This is a genomic window from Ottowia sp., from assembly GCF_035325765.1.
Classification (GTDB): domain Bacteria; phylum Pseudomonadota; class Gammaproteobacteria; order Burkholderiales; family Burkholderiaceae_C; genus Ottowia.
Genome location: NZ_DAOKZG010000062.1, coordinates 1 through 14,340, shown reverse-complemented (window position 1 = coordinate 14,340; position 14,340 = coordinate 1). Strand labels below are relative to the sequence as shown.

15 protein-coding genes are annotated in these 14,340 nt (G+C 69.4%); 2 read left to right on the top strand and 13 right to left on the bottom strand.

What is annotated here, in order from left to right; all coding sequences use genetic code 11:
• The 9 genes from PKA16_RS14450 to PKA16_RS14410 form a co-directional block, all read right to left on the bottom strand.
• Positions 1 to 421 (bottom strand): glutamate--cysteine ligase (locus PKA16_RS14450; RefSeq protein WP_324404233.1); only part of this gene is annotated, 421 nt, incomplete at its 3' end.
• A 150-nt stretch (positions 422 to 571) separates the two neighbouring features.
• Positions 572 to 1,867, bottom strand: a complete 1,296-nt coding sequence (locus PKA16_RS14445; RefSeq protein ID WP_324404232.1) for a glutamate-5-semialdehyde dehydrogenase — start codon at positions 1,865 to 1,867, stop codon at positions 572 to 574.
• A 130-nt stretch (positions 1,868 to 1,997) separates the two neighbouring features.
• A complete protein-coding gene (holA, locus tag PKA16_RS14440) occupies positions 1,998 to 3,053 on the bottom strand; it encodes a DNA polymerase III subunit delta (protein WP_324404231.1) in 1,056 nt (351 codons plus the stop codon).
• 178 nt (positions 3,054 to 3,231) lie between these two features.
• Positions 3,232 to 3,738: an LPS assembly lipoprotein LptE gene (gene lptE, locus PKA16_RS14435; RefSeq protein ID WP_324404230.1), complete on the bottom strand. Its 507-nt coding sequence runs from the start codon at positions 3,736 to 3,738 to the stop codon at positions 3,232 to 3,234.
• A 5-nt stretch (positions 3,739 to 3,743) separates the two neighbouring features.
• Complete coding sequence (gene leuS, locus PKA16_RS14430) at positions 3,744 to 6,449, bottom strand: leucine--tRNA ligase (RefSeq protein ID WP_324404229.1); 2,706 nt, start codon at positions 6,447 to 6,449, stop codon at positions 3,744 to 3,746.
• Between the two features lie 69 nt (positions 6,450 to 6,518).
• The gene (locus tag PKA16_RS14425; RefSeq protein WP_324404228.1) at positions 6,519 to 6,977 is read right to left on the bottom strand and encodes a biopolymer transporter ExbD; all 459 of its coding nucleotides are present in this window, start codon (positions 6,975 to 6,977) and stop codon (positions 6,519 to 6,521) included.
• A 70-nt stretch (positions 6,978 to 7,047) separates the two neighbouring features.
• Positions 7,048 to 7,728 carry a MotA/TolQ/ExbB proton channel family protein gene (locus tag PKA16_RS14420; RefSeq protein WP_324404227.1) on the bottom strand — a complete coding sequence of 227 codons (681 nt, stop codon included), beginning with the start codon at positions 7,726 to 7,728 and terminating at the stop codon, positions 7,048 to 7,050.
• A gap of 19 nt (positions 7,729 to 7,747) precedes the next feature.
• The gene (dapB, locus tag PKA16_RS14415) at positions 7,748 to 8,566 is read right to left on the bottom strand and encodes a 4-hydroxy-tetrahydrodipicolinate reductase (protein WP_324404226.1); all 819 of its coding nucleotides are present in this window, start codon (positions 8,564 to 8,566) and stop codon (positions 7,748 to 7,750) included.
• A gap of 53 nt (positions 8,567 to 8,619) precedes the next feature.
• On the bottom strand, positions 8,620 to 9,135 hold the full coding sequence (locus PKA16_RS14410; protein ID WP_324404234.1) for an outer membrane protein assembly factor BamE: 516 nt from the start codon (positions 9,133 to 9,135) through the stop codon (positions 8,620 to 8,622).
• Between the two features lie 111 nt (positions 9,136 to 9,246).
• On the opposite strand from PKA16_RS14410, the gene fur reads away from it, so the two are divergent.
• The gene (fur, locus tag PKA16_RS14405; RefSeq protein WP_324404225.1) at positions 9,247 to 9,693 is read left to right on the top strand and encodes a ferric iron uptake transcriptional regulator; all 447 of its coding nucleotides are present in this window, start codon (positions 9,247 to 9,249) and stop codon (positions 9,691 to 9,693) included.
• A 33-nt stretch (positions 9,694 to 9,726) separates the two neighbouring features.
• Here the strand turns inward: fur and hprK are convergent, their stop codons facing one another.
• The 3 genes from hprK to raiA form a co-directional block, all read right to left on the bottom strand.
• Positions 9,727 to 10,686, bottom strand: coding sequence for an HPr(Ser) kinase/phosphatase (gene hprK, locus PKA16_RS14400; protein ID WP_324404224.1), 960 nt, complete (start codon positions 10,684 to 10,686; stop codon positions 9,727 to 9,729).
• Between the two features lie 288 nt (positions 10,687 to 10,974).
• Positions 10,975 to 11,442, bottom strand: coding sequence for a PTS sugar transporter subunit IIA (locus PKA16_RS14395; RefSeq protein ID WP_324404223.1), 468 nt, complete (start codon positions 11,440 to 11,442; stop codon positions 10,975 to 10,977).
• A 423-nt stretch (positions 11,443 to 11,865) separates the two neighbouring features.
• Positions 11,866 to 12,195 (bottom strand): ribosome-associated translation inhibitor RaiA, encoded by a 330-nt coding sequence (gene raiA / locus PKA16_RS14390; RefSeq protein ID WP_324404222.1) that lies wholly within the window; start codon positions 12,193 to 12,195, stop codon positions 11,866 to 11,868.
• A 402-nt stretch (positions 12,196 to 12,597) separates the two neighbouring features.
• On the opposite strand from raiA, the gene corA reads away from it, so the two are divergent.
• Positions 12,598 to 13,584 (top strand): magnesium/cobalt transporter CorA, encoded by a 987-nt coding sequence (gene corA / locus PKA16_RS14385; RefSeq protein ID WP_324404221.1) that lies wholly within the window; start codon positions 12,598 to 12,600, stop codon positions 13,582 to 13,584.
• Positions 13,585 to 13,840: 256 nt separating this feature from the next.
• On the opposite strand, the gene PKA16_RS14380 is transcribed toward corA, so the two are convergent.
• Positions 13,841 to 14,340, bottom strand: a 500-nt coding sequence (locus PKA16_RS14380; RefSeq protein ID WP_324404220.1) for a pyruvate kinase alpha/beta domain-containing protein, incomplete at its 5' end; no start/stop codon positions are given.

Genomic DNA, 14,340 nt, shown 5'->3' with positions numbered 1-14,340 from the left:
TGGTGCTGCGCTTGAGCGCCGGGTCGATCGAGCCCAGGCGCACGTTCAGCCCGGCCATGCGGAACACGTCCATCAGTCGCTTCAGGCTCGCCAGGTAGAAGCTGCTGAGCGCGCCATTGCGCGGCACGATCATCAGGTTGTGCGCCTCGGGGCAGATCTTCTCGATTGCCGCCTGCGCTGCCTGCACCGCCAGCGGCAGCGTGTCGGGCGAGAGATTGTGCCAACCGTCCGGATTCAGGTTGGTGCCCACCGGCGCCAGCTTGAAGCCTGCGTTGCGGATCGCGACGCCGCAGTACAGCGGTGGCGTGTGCTCCATCCATTCGAGCCGAAACCAGCGCTCGATCACGGGCGTGGCGTCAAGCAGGCGTTGCTCGAGTTCGTTGACAGGCCCCTTGAGGGCGGTGATCAGGTGGGGGACCATGGTGCGGCGGCGTCGACGTCGTCTGCGAAAGGCACAGTTTAGTGCAGTGTTGCACGGCCCTGGCCCGCTGGTGGCGCGCCGCGCGTTGCCGTCCGCGCGCAACCCGGCGCGGGCAGGGCTCGGCGCCCCCGCCCAGCCGTTGGCGGATGCTCAGCCGCGCACCTCGCCCTCGCCCAGCACCACCCATTTGAGCGAGGTCAGCCCCTCGATGCCGACCGGACCGCGCGCATGGAACTTGTCGGTGCTGATGCCGATCTCGGCGCCCAGGCCGTATTCGAAGCCGTCGGCGAAGCGCGTGCTGGCGTTGACCATGCAGCTCGCCGAATCGACCTCGCGCAGGAAGCGCTGGGCGTGGCGATGGTCGGTGGTCAGGATGGCGTCCGTGTGGTGGCTGCCGTAGCGATTGATGTGGTCGATCGCCTCGTCCAGGCCGGCCACCACCTTGATGCTGATGATGGGCGCCAGGTATTCCTCGGACCAGTCGGACTCCTGCACCGACCGCAGCAGCGCCCCGGCGCCGTCCGCCCCGAGCGCCGGCGCCAGGATGGCCGCCGCCTCGGCATCGCAGCGCATCTCCACGCCCTTGGCCGCGAACACGGCGCCGATGCGCGGCAGGAAGGCCGGCGCCACGCCGCGCGCCACCAGCAGGCTCTCGGTGGCGTTGCAGGGGCTGTATTTCTGCGTCTTGGCGTTGTCGGTCACGTGCACGGCCAGGTCGAGGTCGCAGGGATCGTCGACGTAGGTATGGCAGTTGCCGTCCAGGTGCTTGATCACCGGCACGCGAGCGTCCTGGCTGATGCGCTCGATCAGGCCGCGGCCGCCGCGCGGGATGATGACGTCGACGTAGTCCGGCATGGCGATCAGCTCGCCCACGGCGGCGCGGTCGATGGTGGGGACCAGCTGCACCGCCTCGCGCGGCAGGCCGGCGACTGCCAGCGCCTGCTGCACCAGCTTCGCGAGTGCCTGGTTGGAGTCGATCGCCTCGCTGCCGCCACGCAGGATGGCCGCGTTGGCGCTCTTGATCGACAGGCTGGCGGCCTCGATGGTGACGTTGGGGCGGCTCTCGTAGATCATGCCGAAGACGCCGATCGGCACCCGCATCTGGCCGACGCGGATGCCGCTGGGCTGCTGCTTCAGGCCGACCACGTCGCCGATGATGTCGGGCATCGCCGCCAGCTGTTCGCACCCGAGGGCACAGGTCTCGATCACCTGCGGCGTGAGCTTGAGGCGATCGAGCAGCGGCGCCGCGAGGCCAGCCGCCTCGGCGCGTTCCAGGTCGCGCTGGTTCGCCGCCTGCAGCGCCCCCCCCTGCTCGCGCAGCAGGCGCGCCAGCTCACGCAGGGCCCGGTTGCGCGCGGCGGCCCCCGAGCGCGCCATGACACGCGAGGCGGCGCGCGCCTGCACGCCCAGCAGGCGCATGGTTTCAGCAACGCTCACGACATTCATGCCGCAATTGTCCCAAAAAGCACCGCGCTCCTGCTGCCTTGTGCTGGAACAGTCGATCCGTGCCCACGATCAGACGAATTGCCGTTCCGTCCTTGAAGTGCCGCGAAGTCATTCCGTCATCCCTCATGCCTCAGCGCGTCAGTGCACAGGCCCCGCACAGGCCTTGCGCCAGCCGGTGCAGCGCCTGCCAGGGGTCCTGCGGCCAGCCGGCGTGCTGCAGGCCCTTCACGATGCCATCGACCTGGTGCGCGGCGTGCAGCAGGCCGGCCAACTGCACTTCGGTGAGACGCGGCAGCACGCGCTCGAACAGGCGCTCGCGCAGCCCCCAGATGCGCTGCTCGCGCAGGGCCACGGGCAGCGGCCGCCCGCGCGCCAGCGCATCCTTGACGCGCACCAGGGCGCGGATGTCTTCGGCCAGGGTGTAATGCACCAGCACCGGGGCCTCACCCTCGGCCTGCAAGCCGTCCAGCATGCGCTGCACGCGCTCGCGCCGGCCGGCCAGCACGGCCTCGGACAGCTTGAACACGTCGTAGCGCGCGACGTTGAGCACGGCCGCCTCGACCTGCTCGAAACTCAGTTCCCCGGCTGCATGCAGCAGGCCGAGCTTGACGATCTCCTGGTGCGCCGCCAGCAGGTTGCCCTCGACTCGGTCGGCAAAGAACTGCAACGTGCGCTGCCCGGCCTCGCCGGCCTCGACGCGCTGCCCCTGGGCCGCCAGGCGCTGGGCGATCCAGGCCGGCAGCTGGCCACGCTCGACGCGCTCGATCGGCACCGACACCCCGGCGCCCTCCAGCGCGCCGAACCAGGCTGCGGCACGCGTCGCCTTGTCCAGACGCGGCAGCAGCACGAGCGTGAGCGTGGCCTCGTTGCCCACAGCGTCCTGCGCGATCTGCTGCAGCGCCGCGCTGCCCTCTTTCCCCGGCTTGCCCGACGGAATGCGGATCTCGACGATCTGCCGCTCGGCGAACAGGCTCAGGCTGCCCGCGGCCGCCAGCACTGCGCTCCAGTCGAAATGCGCGCCCGCGACCGTGTGCACGCTGCGCTCGCCATAGCCCTGCGCCGCCGCCGCGGCCCGAATCGCGTCACCCGCCTCCTGCACCAGCAGCGCCTCGTCGCCATGCACCACGTACAACGACCGCAGCCCCTGCTGCAGGTGGCTGGCCAGTTGCGCGGCGGCGACTTGCATGCTCAGGCAGCCCGCACCCGGGCCCGCTCCCCGAGGGAGCGGGGGCCAGAAGCGACGGCGCGGCCGGCGCATCGGCTGGGCCGCGGAGCAGGCCGAGCCAAGGCAGCCGTGGCCGGGGTCTCCCGGGCCACGGGCTGCGTCCCCCTGGGGGGAAGGCGCCGCAGGCGACTCAGGGGGGTCATGTCTTGATCGTCGCCAGTCGCCGCATCACCTGCTGCACGATGTCGCTCTGCATGTCCTGGTAGAGCATCAGCGCCTCCTGCTCCTTCGACAGCGCGGCCGATTCGGAATAGCTCTGGTCGACCTGGCGCAGGATTTCGGACTGAGCCAGCAGTTCGCGTCCCGCTGGCGTGCGCACGCGGAAGGCAAAGCGCAGGCGCAGTTGCAGCTCGCGCACCTCGCCCGTCGCCGTCAGGCTGACGACGGCGCGCTCGCGCTGCTCGCCCGCGCTCTCCAGCACGACGTCGGCATCGGCGCGGCGCGCGGCGTCCGTGATGACCTGGATGCTGCCCGTGCCCTCGAGCTGGCGGCGCAGTTCGACGCCGAGCGCAGAGCCGGCCGGCAGGGCCAGGTAGATGCTGTGGAAGCCGAAGTCGGGCGCCTGCCGCAGGGCGAAGCCGCAGCTCGCCAGCGGCAGCACGAGCGCGCTCGCGGCAAGCACCAGAACGCGGCGCGCGCAGGCCATGCGACTCAGGCCACCACCACGTTGACCAGGCGCCCCGGCACGACCACCACCTTGCGCACCGTGCCTCCCGCGCCATACCGGACGAACGCCTCGCTCGCCAGCGCGGCCTGCTCGATCGCCGGCTTGCCGGCATCGGCCGGAACGCGGATGGCGCCGCGCAGCTTGCCGTTGACCTGCAGCACCAGTTCGACCTCATCCTGGCGCAGCGCCTCGGGGTCCACCTGCGGCCAGGGGGCGTCCAGCAACTGCCCGTGCACGGCGGCAAGGCCCAGTTCCTGCCACAGCACGTGGCTGATGTGGGGCGTCACCGGATAGAGCACGCGCAGCAGGATGGAGAAGCCCTCGGCCAGCACCGCCTGGTCGCCCGCCGCGTCCCCGGGCCTGAAGGCTTCCAGCGCGTTGAGCATCTTCATCGCACCGGAGACCACGGTGTTGTATTGCAGCCGGCCGTAGTCGTGGTCGACCTGGCCCAGCACGGTGTGGATCTCGTGGCGCAGCGCGCGCGCCGGCGCCCCCAGCCCGAGCGCCTGGCCGGCGGCCCCGTGCACGCGCTCGGCGCTGCCTGCCAGGTCGGCCTGGCCCTGCAGGCGCCGGCCGAAGTTCCAGACCCGGCGCAGGAAGCGGAAGCTCCCCTCCACCGCCGCGTCGTTCCACTCCAGCGTCAGCTCGGGCGGCGAGGTGAACATGGTGTAGAGGCGCGCCGTGTCGGCACCGTAGCGGTCGATCAGGTCCTGCGGGTCGACGCCGTTGTTCTTCGACTTGGACATGGTGCCCACGCCCTCGTAGTCGATCGGCGTGCCCGGCGGCAGGCGGCCGTCGCTGCTGTCGGCGGCGTTCTTCAGGCGCGCGCCCGTGACCTTGCCGTCGGCGTCCAGCACCGGCTCCACGTCCTGTGGCCAGAAGTAGTCCTTGCCGCCCTTGCTGCCGCGACGGCTGTAGATGTGGTTCAGCACCATGCCCTGCGTCAGCAGGCGGGTGAAGGGCTCGTCCACCCGCACCAGCCCGAGGTCGCGCATCACCTTGGTCCAGAAGCGTGCGTAGAGCAGGTGCAGGATGGCGTGCTCGATGCCGCCGATGTACTGGTCCATCGGCATCCAGTACTGCGTGCCGCCGGCCACCATGGCGTCCGCATTCGTCGGGTCGCAGTAGCGCATGAAGTACCAGGACGAGTCCACGAAGGTGTCCATGGTGTCGGTCTCGCGCCGCGCCGGCTGGCCGCAGCAGGGGCAATCGACCTTCAGGAAGGCCTCGCACTTGCCCAGCGGGTTGCCGCTGCCATCCGGCACCAGGCCCTCGGGCAGCACCACCGGCAGGTCCTTCTCGGGCACCGGCACGGCACCGCAGGCATCGCAGTGGATGATCGGAATCGGCGTGCCCCAGTAGCGCTGGCGCGAGATGCCCCAGTCGCGCAGGCGCCAGGTGACCTGCTTTTCGCCCAGCCCCAGGGCCGCCAGGGCGTCGGCCACGGCATCGACCGCCTCGGCATGGGGCAGCCCGCTGAATTCATCCGAGTTGACGGTGACGCCGCGCTGCTTGTCGGCATACCAGTCGTGCCAGGTGGCGGCGTCATAGCGCTCGCCATCGACCTGCACCACCTGGTGGATCGGCAGCCCATACTTGCGTGCAAACGCGAAGTCGCGCTCGTCGTGCGCCGGCACGCCCATCACGGCGCCGTCGCCGTAGCTCATCAGCACGTAGTTGCCGACCCACAGCGGCACGGCGGCGCCGGTCAGCGGATGCGTCACCGCCAGGCCGGTGGGCAGACCTTCCTTCTCCCGGGCCGCCAGTTCGGCCTCGGTGGTGCCCCCGTGTCGGCACTTCTCGATGAAGGCGGCGAGTTCCGGGTTGCCGCGCGCCGCCTGGGCGGCCAGCGGGTGCTCGGGCGCGACGGCGCAGAACGTCACGCCCATGATGGTGTCGGCGCGCGTGGTGAACACGTACATGCGCCCACCCTGGATCGGCGCGCCGTCCTCGCCGCGGATGTCGTGCGTGAAGGCGAAGCGCACGCCTTCGCTGCGACCGATCCAGTGCTCCTGCATCAGGCGCACACGGTCCGGCCAGCCATCGAGCGTCGCCTTGGGGTTGCCGATCTGCACGTGGTCGAGCAGTTCCTGCGCGTAATCCGTAATCTTCAGGTAGTAGCCCGGGATCTCGCGCTTTTCCACCGGCGCGCCGGTGCGCCAGCCCTTGCCGTCGATCACCTGCTCGTTGGCCAGCACGGTCTGGTCCACCGGGTCCCAGTTGACGACCTGGGTCTTGCGGTAGGCGATGCCCTTTTCCAGCATCTTCAGGAACAGCCACTGGTTCCACCTGTAGTAGGCCGGATCGCAGGTGGCGACCTCGCGGCTCCAGTCGATCGCCAGTCCCATGGCCTGCATCTGGCCCTTCATGGTGGCGATGTTGTCCCAGGTCCACTTGGCCGGCGGCACCCGGTTCTTCAGCGCCGCGTTCTCGGCCGGCAGGCCGAAGGCGTCCCAGCCCATCGGCATCAGGACGTTGTAGCCCTGCATGCGCAGCTGGCGCGTCAGCATGTCGTTGATGGTGTAGTTGCGCACGTGCCCCATGTGCAGCTTGCCGCTGGGGTAGGGCAGCATCGAGCAGGCGTAGTACTTGGGCTTGCCGACGTCCTCGGTCACGCGGTAGGCGTCGCGCGCACGCCAGTCGGCCTGGGCCGCCGCCTCGACGGCCTGGGGTTGGTATTGGTCTTGCATGGGCGGAATTGTAGGTCGATGCCCACCCTCTCATTACTACACAAATGATAGCCTCGGGCACCGCTCGCGTCAGCGTGAAGCCCCGGTTGCGGTCGCATTTTCGGCAGCTCCGGGCGCCGGCGCCTCGGCCACGAAGGCGATGCGGCCAAGCCCTGCCTGCTGGGCCAGGCCCATGACCTCGACCACCCGGCCGTAGGGCACGCTCTCGTCGGCGCGCAGTTGCACCTCGGTGTCCGGGTGCTCCGCCCCCACCTGCCGCAGTGCCTGGGCCAGCTCCGCCGGCGTCACCGGACGCTCCTCGAGGAAGGCCTGTCCGCCCCGATCCACCGCCACCGAGACGAAGCGCGGCGGATCGCCCGGGCTCGCGCCCTCGGCGCGCGGCAGGTCGAGCCGAATCGCGCTGGCCAGCAGCGGCGCGGTGATGATGAAGATCACCACCAGCACCAGCATCACGTCGACCATGGGCGTGACATTGATGTCCGCCATCGGCGCGCTGGCCTTGCTGCGCTCGAGTCTGCCAAGAGTCATGCGCTCCCCTGTCGCTGAATCGATGACGAAATGACTTCGCCGCTGGCGCGGCTTCAATCACCCGATGACGTCATCTCGTCATGCCAGCCGCGCCAGCGGCGGCGTCATGCGCAGCATCATTTGCCAGCAGTTCACGCAGGTCGTGCGCGAAACCTTCCAGTTCGGCCTCGATCGCATTGATCGCGCGGCCCAGCCAGTTGTAGGCCAGCACGGCGGGAATGGCCACGGCCAGGCCGGCGGCGGTCATGATCAGCGCTTCACCGACCGGGCCGGCGATGCGCTCGACCGAGATCTGGCCCGAGCCGGCGATGCTGGCAAGCGCGTGGTAGATGCCCCAGACCGTGCCCAGCAGGCCGACGAAGGGCGCGATGGCGCCGGTCGTGGCCAGCAGCACCTGGCCGAATTGCAGCCGCGCCGACACCGCCTGCAAGGCGTCGCGCAGCGCGCGCGTGAGCTGCTGGGCGCGCGCGCCGGCAGCCGCCAGCGTGTCGTCGGCCGGCTGCCGCGTGGCGACAAGCAGGGGCAGCACCAAGCCGCGCCGGTCCAGCCGGCCGACCCGCTCGGCGCCTTCCTGCGGCGTCGCCGCCTGCCAGAACGCGGCCACGCTACGCACCACGTCGCGGCGCGCGCGGCCCAGCAGCCAGCTCTTCCAGACGATCACGGCCCAGCTCGCCAGCGACAGCGCCAGCAGCAGCAGTGCCACCGCCCGGCCGACCAGGTCGCTCTGCCCGAACAGCTGTTGCAAGCCCACGCCCGTCGCCGCGCAGCGCTCAGCGCAGGCCCAGCACGTCGGCCATGTCGTACAGGCCGCGCGCGCGCCCGACCAGGAAGCGCAGCGCGTGCAGGCTGCCCTGGGCATAGCCGGCGCGGCTGGTGGCGCGGTGCGTGATCTCGATGCGCTCGCCGATGCCGGCAAACAGGGCCGTGTGGTCGCCCACGATGTCGCCGCCGCGGATCGTGGCAAAGCCGATGCTCGACGGATCGCGCTCACCGGTGTGGCCGTGGCGCGCGTAGACCGCGCAGTCCGCGAGCTCGCGCCCGAGGGCGCGGGCGATCACCTCGCCCATCTGCAGCGCCGTGCCCGAGGGCGCATCCACCTTGTGCTTGTGATGCGCCTCGATGATCTCGATGTCGTAGCCGGTGGCGAGCGAGCGCGCCGCCACGTCGAGCAGGCGCATCAGCACATTCACGCCCACGCTCATGTTGGGCGCCAGCACGATCGCGATGTCCTCGGCGGCCTCGGCGATCTGCGCCTTCTGGGCTGCGGAAAACCCGGTGGTGCCGATCACCAGCGACACGCCGCGCGCGCGGCAGGCCGCCAGGTGTGCCAGCGTCGCCTCTGGGCGCGTGAAATCGATCAGGCACTGGGCCTGAGCAAGCCCCTCGGCGAGGTCGGCGGTCACGGGCACGCCACTGGTCCAGCCGGCAAAGGCACCGGCATCCTGCCCCAGCGCCGGGCTCTGCGCGCGGTCCAGGGCGCCGACCAGCGCACAGTCCGGGGCTGCGTGCACGGCCTCGATCAGCATGTGGCCCATGCGACCGGTGGCACCGGCCACGGCCACGCGATGCGGCAAGGGGGAAGAAGACATCTCGGCTCCCGTTCAGGAAAACGCAGGCCGCTGCCGCGGCGTCGGCCGGCCGCTCAGCGCGCCGGCTCCAGCGGCGGGTAGGCGCCCCGCAGTTGCGCTGCCGACTCCGAGGCGTCCGACTCGGCCTGCGGTGCGTCGGCCGCCGGATAGCGCGCGAGCTGATCCTCGGTCGCCTCGAGCACCGGCACCTTGAATTTGCGCTCGCGGCTGATGCGCTGCACGAACTCGGCCTCGCTCGGCATCTCGTCGCCCTCGTAGCGCTGCAGCACGTCGCCAGCGAAGAACACGCCCAGGTGGTAGCGCTGCGGCGGCACGCCCTGGCGCTGGATGGTGAACACGTAGTCCCAGCGGTCGCCGTGGAACACGCTGCTCACCAGTGGCGTGCCCAGGATGTCGCGCACCTGCAGGCGCGTCATGCCGGGTCGCAGCGCCGCGACCTGCTCGCTGGAGACGAAATTGCCCTGCACCACCTCGGGCTTGTACAGGGTCAGCGCGTCGGCCATGCCGCGCGTCGCGTCGTTCAGCGTGCCGCACCCTGCCAGCAGGCCGGCGGCCAGCAGCGCCAGCATGACCCGGCAGCGCCCGCGGGCAAAGGTTCGGGTGGACACAGGCATGGGTCGAGACTGGGGCACAATGAAACAAATGATTGTAGCGGCGCCCTGTTGCGTCGGGCCGGGCAGATGGACGACACCCTGAATGAACTCAAGAGCACGGGCCTGAAGGCGACGATCCCGCGCCTGAAGATCCTCGAGATCTTCCAGACCGCCGAGCAGCGCCACCTGTCGGCCGAGGACGTGTACCGCATCCTGGTGGCCGAGAGCTCCGAGATCGGCCTCGCCACGGTGTACCGGGTGCTGACGCAGTTCGAGCAGGCGGGACTGCTGAGCCGCCACCACTTCGAGGCCGGCAAGGCGGTCTACGAACTGCACGACGAAAAGCACCATGATCACCTGGTGTGCCTGGACTGCGGCCACGTGGAGGAGTTCTACGACGCCCAGATCGAGCAGCGCCAGCTCGCCATCGCCAAGGCGCACGGCTTCGAACTGGCCGACCATGCACTCAGCCTGTACGGCCATTGCGTCAAGCGCGACTGTCCGTATCGCACCAGCGGCCAGCGCGTGCCCTGACCGATGCGGCAGCGGCGCGCCGCGGGTCCGCGCTCAGCCGTCCGCCCCGCCCCGCTCCATCGCGCGGCGATGCCGCTGCACGAATTCCTGGTAGGTATCGATGCCGCGCAACTGCAGGATGTGGTTGCGCACCGCCGCCTCCACCAGCACGGCGATGTTGCGGCCGGCCACCACCGGGATCACGGCCTTCTGGATCGGCACGCCCAGCACGTCCTGGCTGAGCGGCTCGTAGGGCAGGCGCTCGTAGTCGCGCTCCATGGTCTCGCGCCGCACCAGCTGGGCAATCAGGCGCAGCCGCATGCGCCGGCGCACCGCCGCCTCGCCGAAGATGGCGCGGATGTCGAGCAGGCCGATGCCGCGCACCTCCAGCAGGTTCTGCAGCAGCTCCGGGCAACGCCCCTCGATCGTGGTCTGGTTGATGCGAAACAGGTCGACCGCGTCGTCGGCCACCAGGCCGTTGCCACGCGAGATCAGCTCCAGCCCGAGCTCGCTCTTGCCCATGCCCGACTCGCCGGTAATCAGCACGCCCAGGCCCAGGATGTCCATGAACACGCCATGCATGGTGGTGCGGTCGGCGAAGTGCTTGGACAGGTAGGTGCGCAGCACGTCGATCACGAAGGCGGCCGACTCGTGCGTGGCAAACAGCGGAATCTGCGCGCGCTCGCACATCGCCACCAACGCCTCGGGCGCAGCCTGGTTCTCGCAAAGCACCAGCACCGGCGGCTCCAGCGTGACGATGCGCGCGATGCGCCGTGCGCTGTCCTCGGGCGCGCACTCGCCGATGTAGCGCACCTCGCGCTCACCCAGGATTTGCAGGCGGTAGGGGTGGATGTAGTTGAGGTAGCCCACCAGGTCAGCGCCCGAGCGCGCGGCGCGCACCGCCACCTCGTCGAAATGCCGCTCCGACGCGCCGTGCCCCGCCACCCACTGCCAGCCCAGGCTGGTCCGGTGGTCCTCGAACAGCGCGTCCGCGCTGATGGCGGTGGGTCTCACGTCCGCACTTCAGCCGCGCAAGGATTGAACCCAAAAGCGGCCGTTGGACGCGCTCTCATCCAACTGGTGGGGGTGATCGAAGCAGCGGAAGTCAAGGTTCATGCGGCGCTCGTGAAGAAGGCAAGCGGTCAACTGCCGCTCCTGGGTTGAAGCAGCAGCCCCCCGCGAGGGCCGTCAGGCGGCCGCGAAGCAGACCACGCCAGTGTGCCCGTGGCCGGGGTCTCCCTGGCCACGGGGTGCGTCCCCCTGGAAGGGGGAGGGAGCGTGGCGACACAGGGGGTAGCCCTTTCACGCCGGCTGCGCCGACTGCCAGTCCGCGATCAGGGCATGGAGCTGCTCCGCCGACGCCGCGTGCTTGATGCGCTCGCGCAGGTCGCCATCGCTCAGCAGTTCGGCGATCTCCGACAGGATCTCCAGGTGCTTCTGCGTCGCCGCCTCGGGCACCAGCAGGAAGATCAACAGGCCCACGGGCTGCTCGTCGGGTGCATCGAAGCCGATCGGCTGGCGCAGTTGCAGCACCGCGGCCATGGGCGCCTTCAGGCCCTTGATGCGCCCGTGCGGAATCGCCACGCCGTGGCCGAGGCCGGTCGAGCCCAGACGCTCACGCGCGAACAGGCTGTCGGCAATGAGCGCGCGCGAGAGGCCGTGCAGGTTCTCGAACAGCAGACCCGCCTCCTCGAAGGCGCGCTTCTTGCTGGTGACGTCGACGCCGACCAGCACCTGCGACACCGGAAGAATGGATGCAAGACGATTCATGGTTCTCGACGTCAGAATTGCGCCGATGGTACGACGATTTGCCTGGCGGCCCACCTCCGGTGCCGCCAGGGCCCGCTCGACCGGGCCTGATGCGGTGCTTCGCCCACGGTCGCCTGGCCCATGCAGGCAGCCCGGAAGCCGTGGTGCCACCGGAATCGGGGCAAGGCTGAACCTGAAAGCGGCAGTTGACCGCTTGCCTTCTTCACGAGAGCCGGATGAACCTTGACTTCCGATGCTTCGATCACCTCCACCAGTTGGGTGAGAGCGCTACGCGCTCGCCAGCACCGCACGCGCAGCCTCTGGCTGGTCAGTGCCCTGCAACGCCAAGGGACAGCCCTGGCTCGGGTTGCAGCAAGCCCTTGCGGCGCGGGACGGGCGGATTCCGACCCTCAAGGCACGCCTGGGGGATTCGCTCGCCCCTACTCAGGCCAGGTGCTTGCCCGCGACGCGGTCGTGTGCCTGCAGCTTGTCCTTGTGGCGCACGATCTGGCGGTCGAGCTTGTCCATCAGTTCGTCAATCGCGGCGTACAGGTCCTCGTGCGCGCTTTCGGCATAGAGATCGCCGCCCTTGACGCGGATCGTGCACTCGGCGCGCTGGCGCCGGTCCTTTTCCTTCAGGTTGTCCACCGACAGCAACACCCTGACGTCCGTCACCTGGTCGAAACGGCGCATGACCCGGTCCAGCTTGCCTTCCACGTAGCTGCGCAGCGCCGGAGTCACTTCCAGATGGTGTCCGCTGATGGTCAAATTCATTTGAAACTCCTTGTTACAAACAGAGAATCTTCGGGGTCTGATGCCAGACGCTGGCGACAGGCGGGCACCCTTCCGGTTACCTCACCCGATGTCACTATGCCCGCGATCCCGATGCAGCGCAATCCCGGTGAACGACAGCGTGCGCCCCGGCGCCGCTTCGCTGCGCCGCCGCCTCGATCGGCACACCGCACGGCAGGCGCCAGCCGGCCGAACCACGACACGCCCGCTCCGGCACTGCCATAATCCGGCCCGGCCCGATCAGGTCCGCCTGTTGCAGAAAACCCGCCGTGGAACCCATCCCGAGTCGACGGCTTTCACCTCCCTGACCGCTGGCGCGGGAGGCTGAAAGCCTCCGTTCCTCTTCTCCGCCAGACACCCGCCCACGCCGCAGGGAGCACGCGCATGCTGAATGTCTTCACGCTGTCCAATGGCCGGCTGTTCCAGGAAGAAATCGAATCGCTGGAGGAGCTGTCACGCTTCCAGCCGATCTGGGTCGACCTGGAGGACCCGACGCCGGACGAGAAGCGCTGGGTCAGGCAGTACTTCGGCCTGGCCATCCCGGAAGACGCCATCGACGACGACATCGAGGAGTCGGCGCGCTTCTACGCCGAGGACAACGGCGAGTTGCACATCCGCACCGACTTCCTGATGGCCGATCCGGACGAGCCGCGCCAGGTGCGCGTAGCCTTCATCATCAACGTCTCGAACGCGTCCTCGCTTGGCCACGGCGTGCTGTTCTCGATCCACGACGAGACGGTCCCGGCCTTTCGCCTGCTGCGCATGCGCGCGCGCCGCATGCCCGGTCTGCTGGACGATGCCAAGGACGTTCTGCTGGCGCTGTTCGACGGCGACACGGAGTACTGCGCCGACACCCTGGAAGGGGTCTACGACGAACTGGAGGGCGCCAGCCGCAAGGTGCTGTCGGACAACGTGACGGACGACGTGGCGAGCGAGGTGCTGGCCGCCATCGCGCGCCAGGAGGACATGAACGGCCGCATCCGCCGCAACGTGATGGACACGCGCCGCGCCGTCAGCTTCCTGATGCGCAGCAAGATGCTGGATGCCGAGCAGTTCGAGGATGCGCGCCAGATCCAGCGCGACCTCGATTCGCTGGACAGCCACACCACCTTCCTGTTCGACAAGATCAACTTCCTGATGGACGCCACCGTCGGCTTCATCAACATCAACCAGAACAAGATCATCAAGATCTTCTCGGTCGCCAGCGTCGCGCTGCTGCCACCGACCCTGATCGCCAGCATCTACGGCATGAACTTCCAGGTCATGCCGGAGCTGGAGTGGAAGTACGGCTACGTGTTCGCGATCCTCGCCATGGCCGCCAGCGCGCTGCTGCCGATGTGGTACTTCCGGCGGCGTGGCTGGTTGAAATAGATCCCCCCTGAGGCGGCCTGCGGCCGCCATCCCCCCAGGGGGACGCACCCTGTGGCCAGGGGGACCCCGGCCACGGGCGCCTTGGCTGGCCTGCTCCGCAGCCCTTTGGGGCGCGAACCTGCGGTCGCGCCGTTGGCACTCAGGCTTGATCCTGGAAACGGCAGTCGACCGCTTGCAACCTTCTCCAAACCCGCATGGCCATGGACGTTGGTGGCTTCCCCCCCGTTCACCACACATCGGTGAGCACGCTACACGCTCAGCGGACGCGGCAGATTTTCAGCATGTTGGTGCCGCCGGGGGCGCCCATGGGTTCGCCGCAGGTGATGGCGTAGATGTCGCCGGGGGCGACGATGCCCTGCTGGCGCAGGTGCTGCTCGGCCTGGGCCAGGGCCTCGTCGCGGTTCGCGCTGGTGTCCATCAGGAGCGGGCGCACGTTGCGATAGAGCGCCATCTTGCGCTGGGTACCGATGCGCGGCGTCAGGGCGTAGATCGGGATGCGCACGCTGTGACGGCTCATCCACAGCGCGGTGGAGCCGGAGTCGGTGAGCGCGACCAGGGCCTTCACGCCCAAGTGGTAGGCGGTGAACAGGGCTCCCATGGCGATCGACTGGTCGATGCGCTGGAACGAGGCGCCGCTGAAGTCGGCGTCCAGCTCGACCGGGTCGTGCTCCTCGGCGGCGGCGCAGATGCTGGCCATTTCGCGCACGGTCTCCAGCGGATACTTGCCGGCCGCCGTCTCGGCCGACAGCATGACGG

Coding starts and splice junctions, on each gene's coding strand:
- corA (WP_324404221.1), top strand. CDS start 12,598: ATGCTGAATGTCTTCACGCTGTCCAATGGCCGGCTGTTCCAGGAAGAA.
- PKA16_RS14395 (WP_324404223.1), bottom strand. CDS start 11,442: ATGAATCGTCTTGCATCCATTCTTCCGGTGTCGCAGGTGCTGGTCGGC.
- raiA (WP_324404222.1), bottom strand. CDS start 12,195: ATGAATTTGACCATCAGCGGACACCATCTGGAAGTGACTCCGGCGCTG.
- PKA16_RS14425 (WP_324404228.1), bottom strand. CDS start 6,977: ATGACTCTTGGCAGACTCGAGCGCAGCAAGGCCAGCGCGCCGATGGCG.
- PKA16_RS14410 (WP_324404234.1), bottom strand. CDS start 9,135: ATGCTGGCGCTGCTGGCCGCCGGCCTGCTGGCAGGGTGCGGCACGCTG.
- dapB (WP_324404226.1), bottom strand. CDS start 8,566: ATGTCTTCTTCCCCCTTGCCGCATCGCGTGGCCGTGGCCGGTGCCACC.
- holA (WP_324404231.1), bottom strand. CDS start 3,053: ATGCAAGTCGCCGCCGCGCAACTGGCCAGCCACCTGCAGCAGGGGCTG.
- PKA16_RS14445 (WP_324404232.1), bottom strand. CDS start 1,867: ATGAATGTCGTGAGCGTTGCTGAAACCATGCGCCTGCTGGGCGTGCAG.
- lptE (WP_324404230.1), bottom strand. CDS start 3,738: ATGGCCTGCGCGCGCCGCGTTCTGGTGCTTGCCGCGAGCGCGCTCGTG.
- fur (WP_324404225.1), top strand. CDS start 9,247: ATGGACGACACCCTGAATGAACTCAAGAGCACGGGCCTGAAGGCGACG.
- leuS (WP_324404229.1), bottom strand. CDS start 6,449: ATGCAAGACCAATACCAACCCCAGGCCGTCGAGGCGGCGGCCCAGGCC.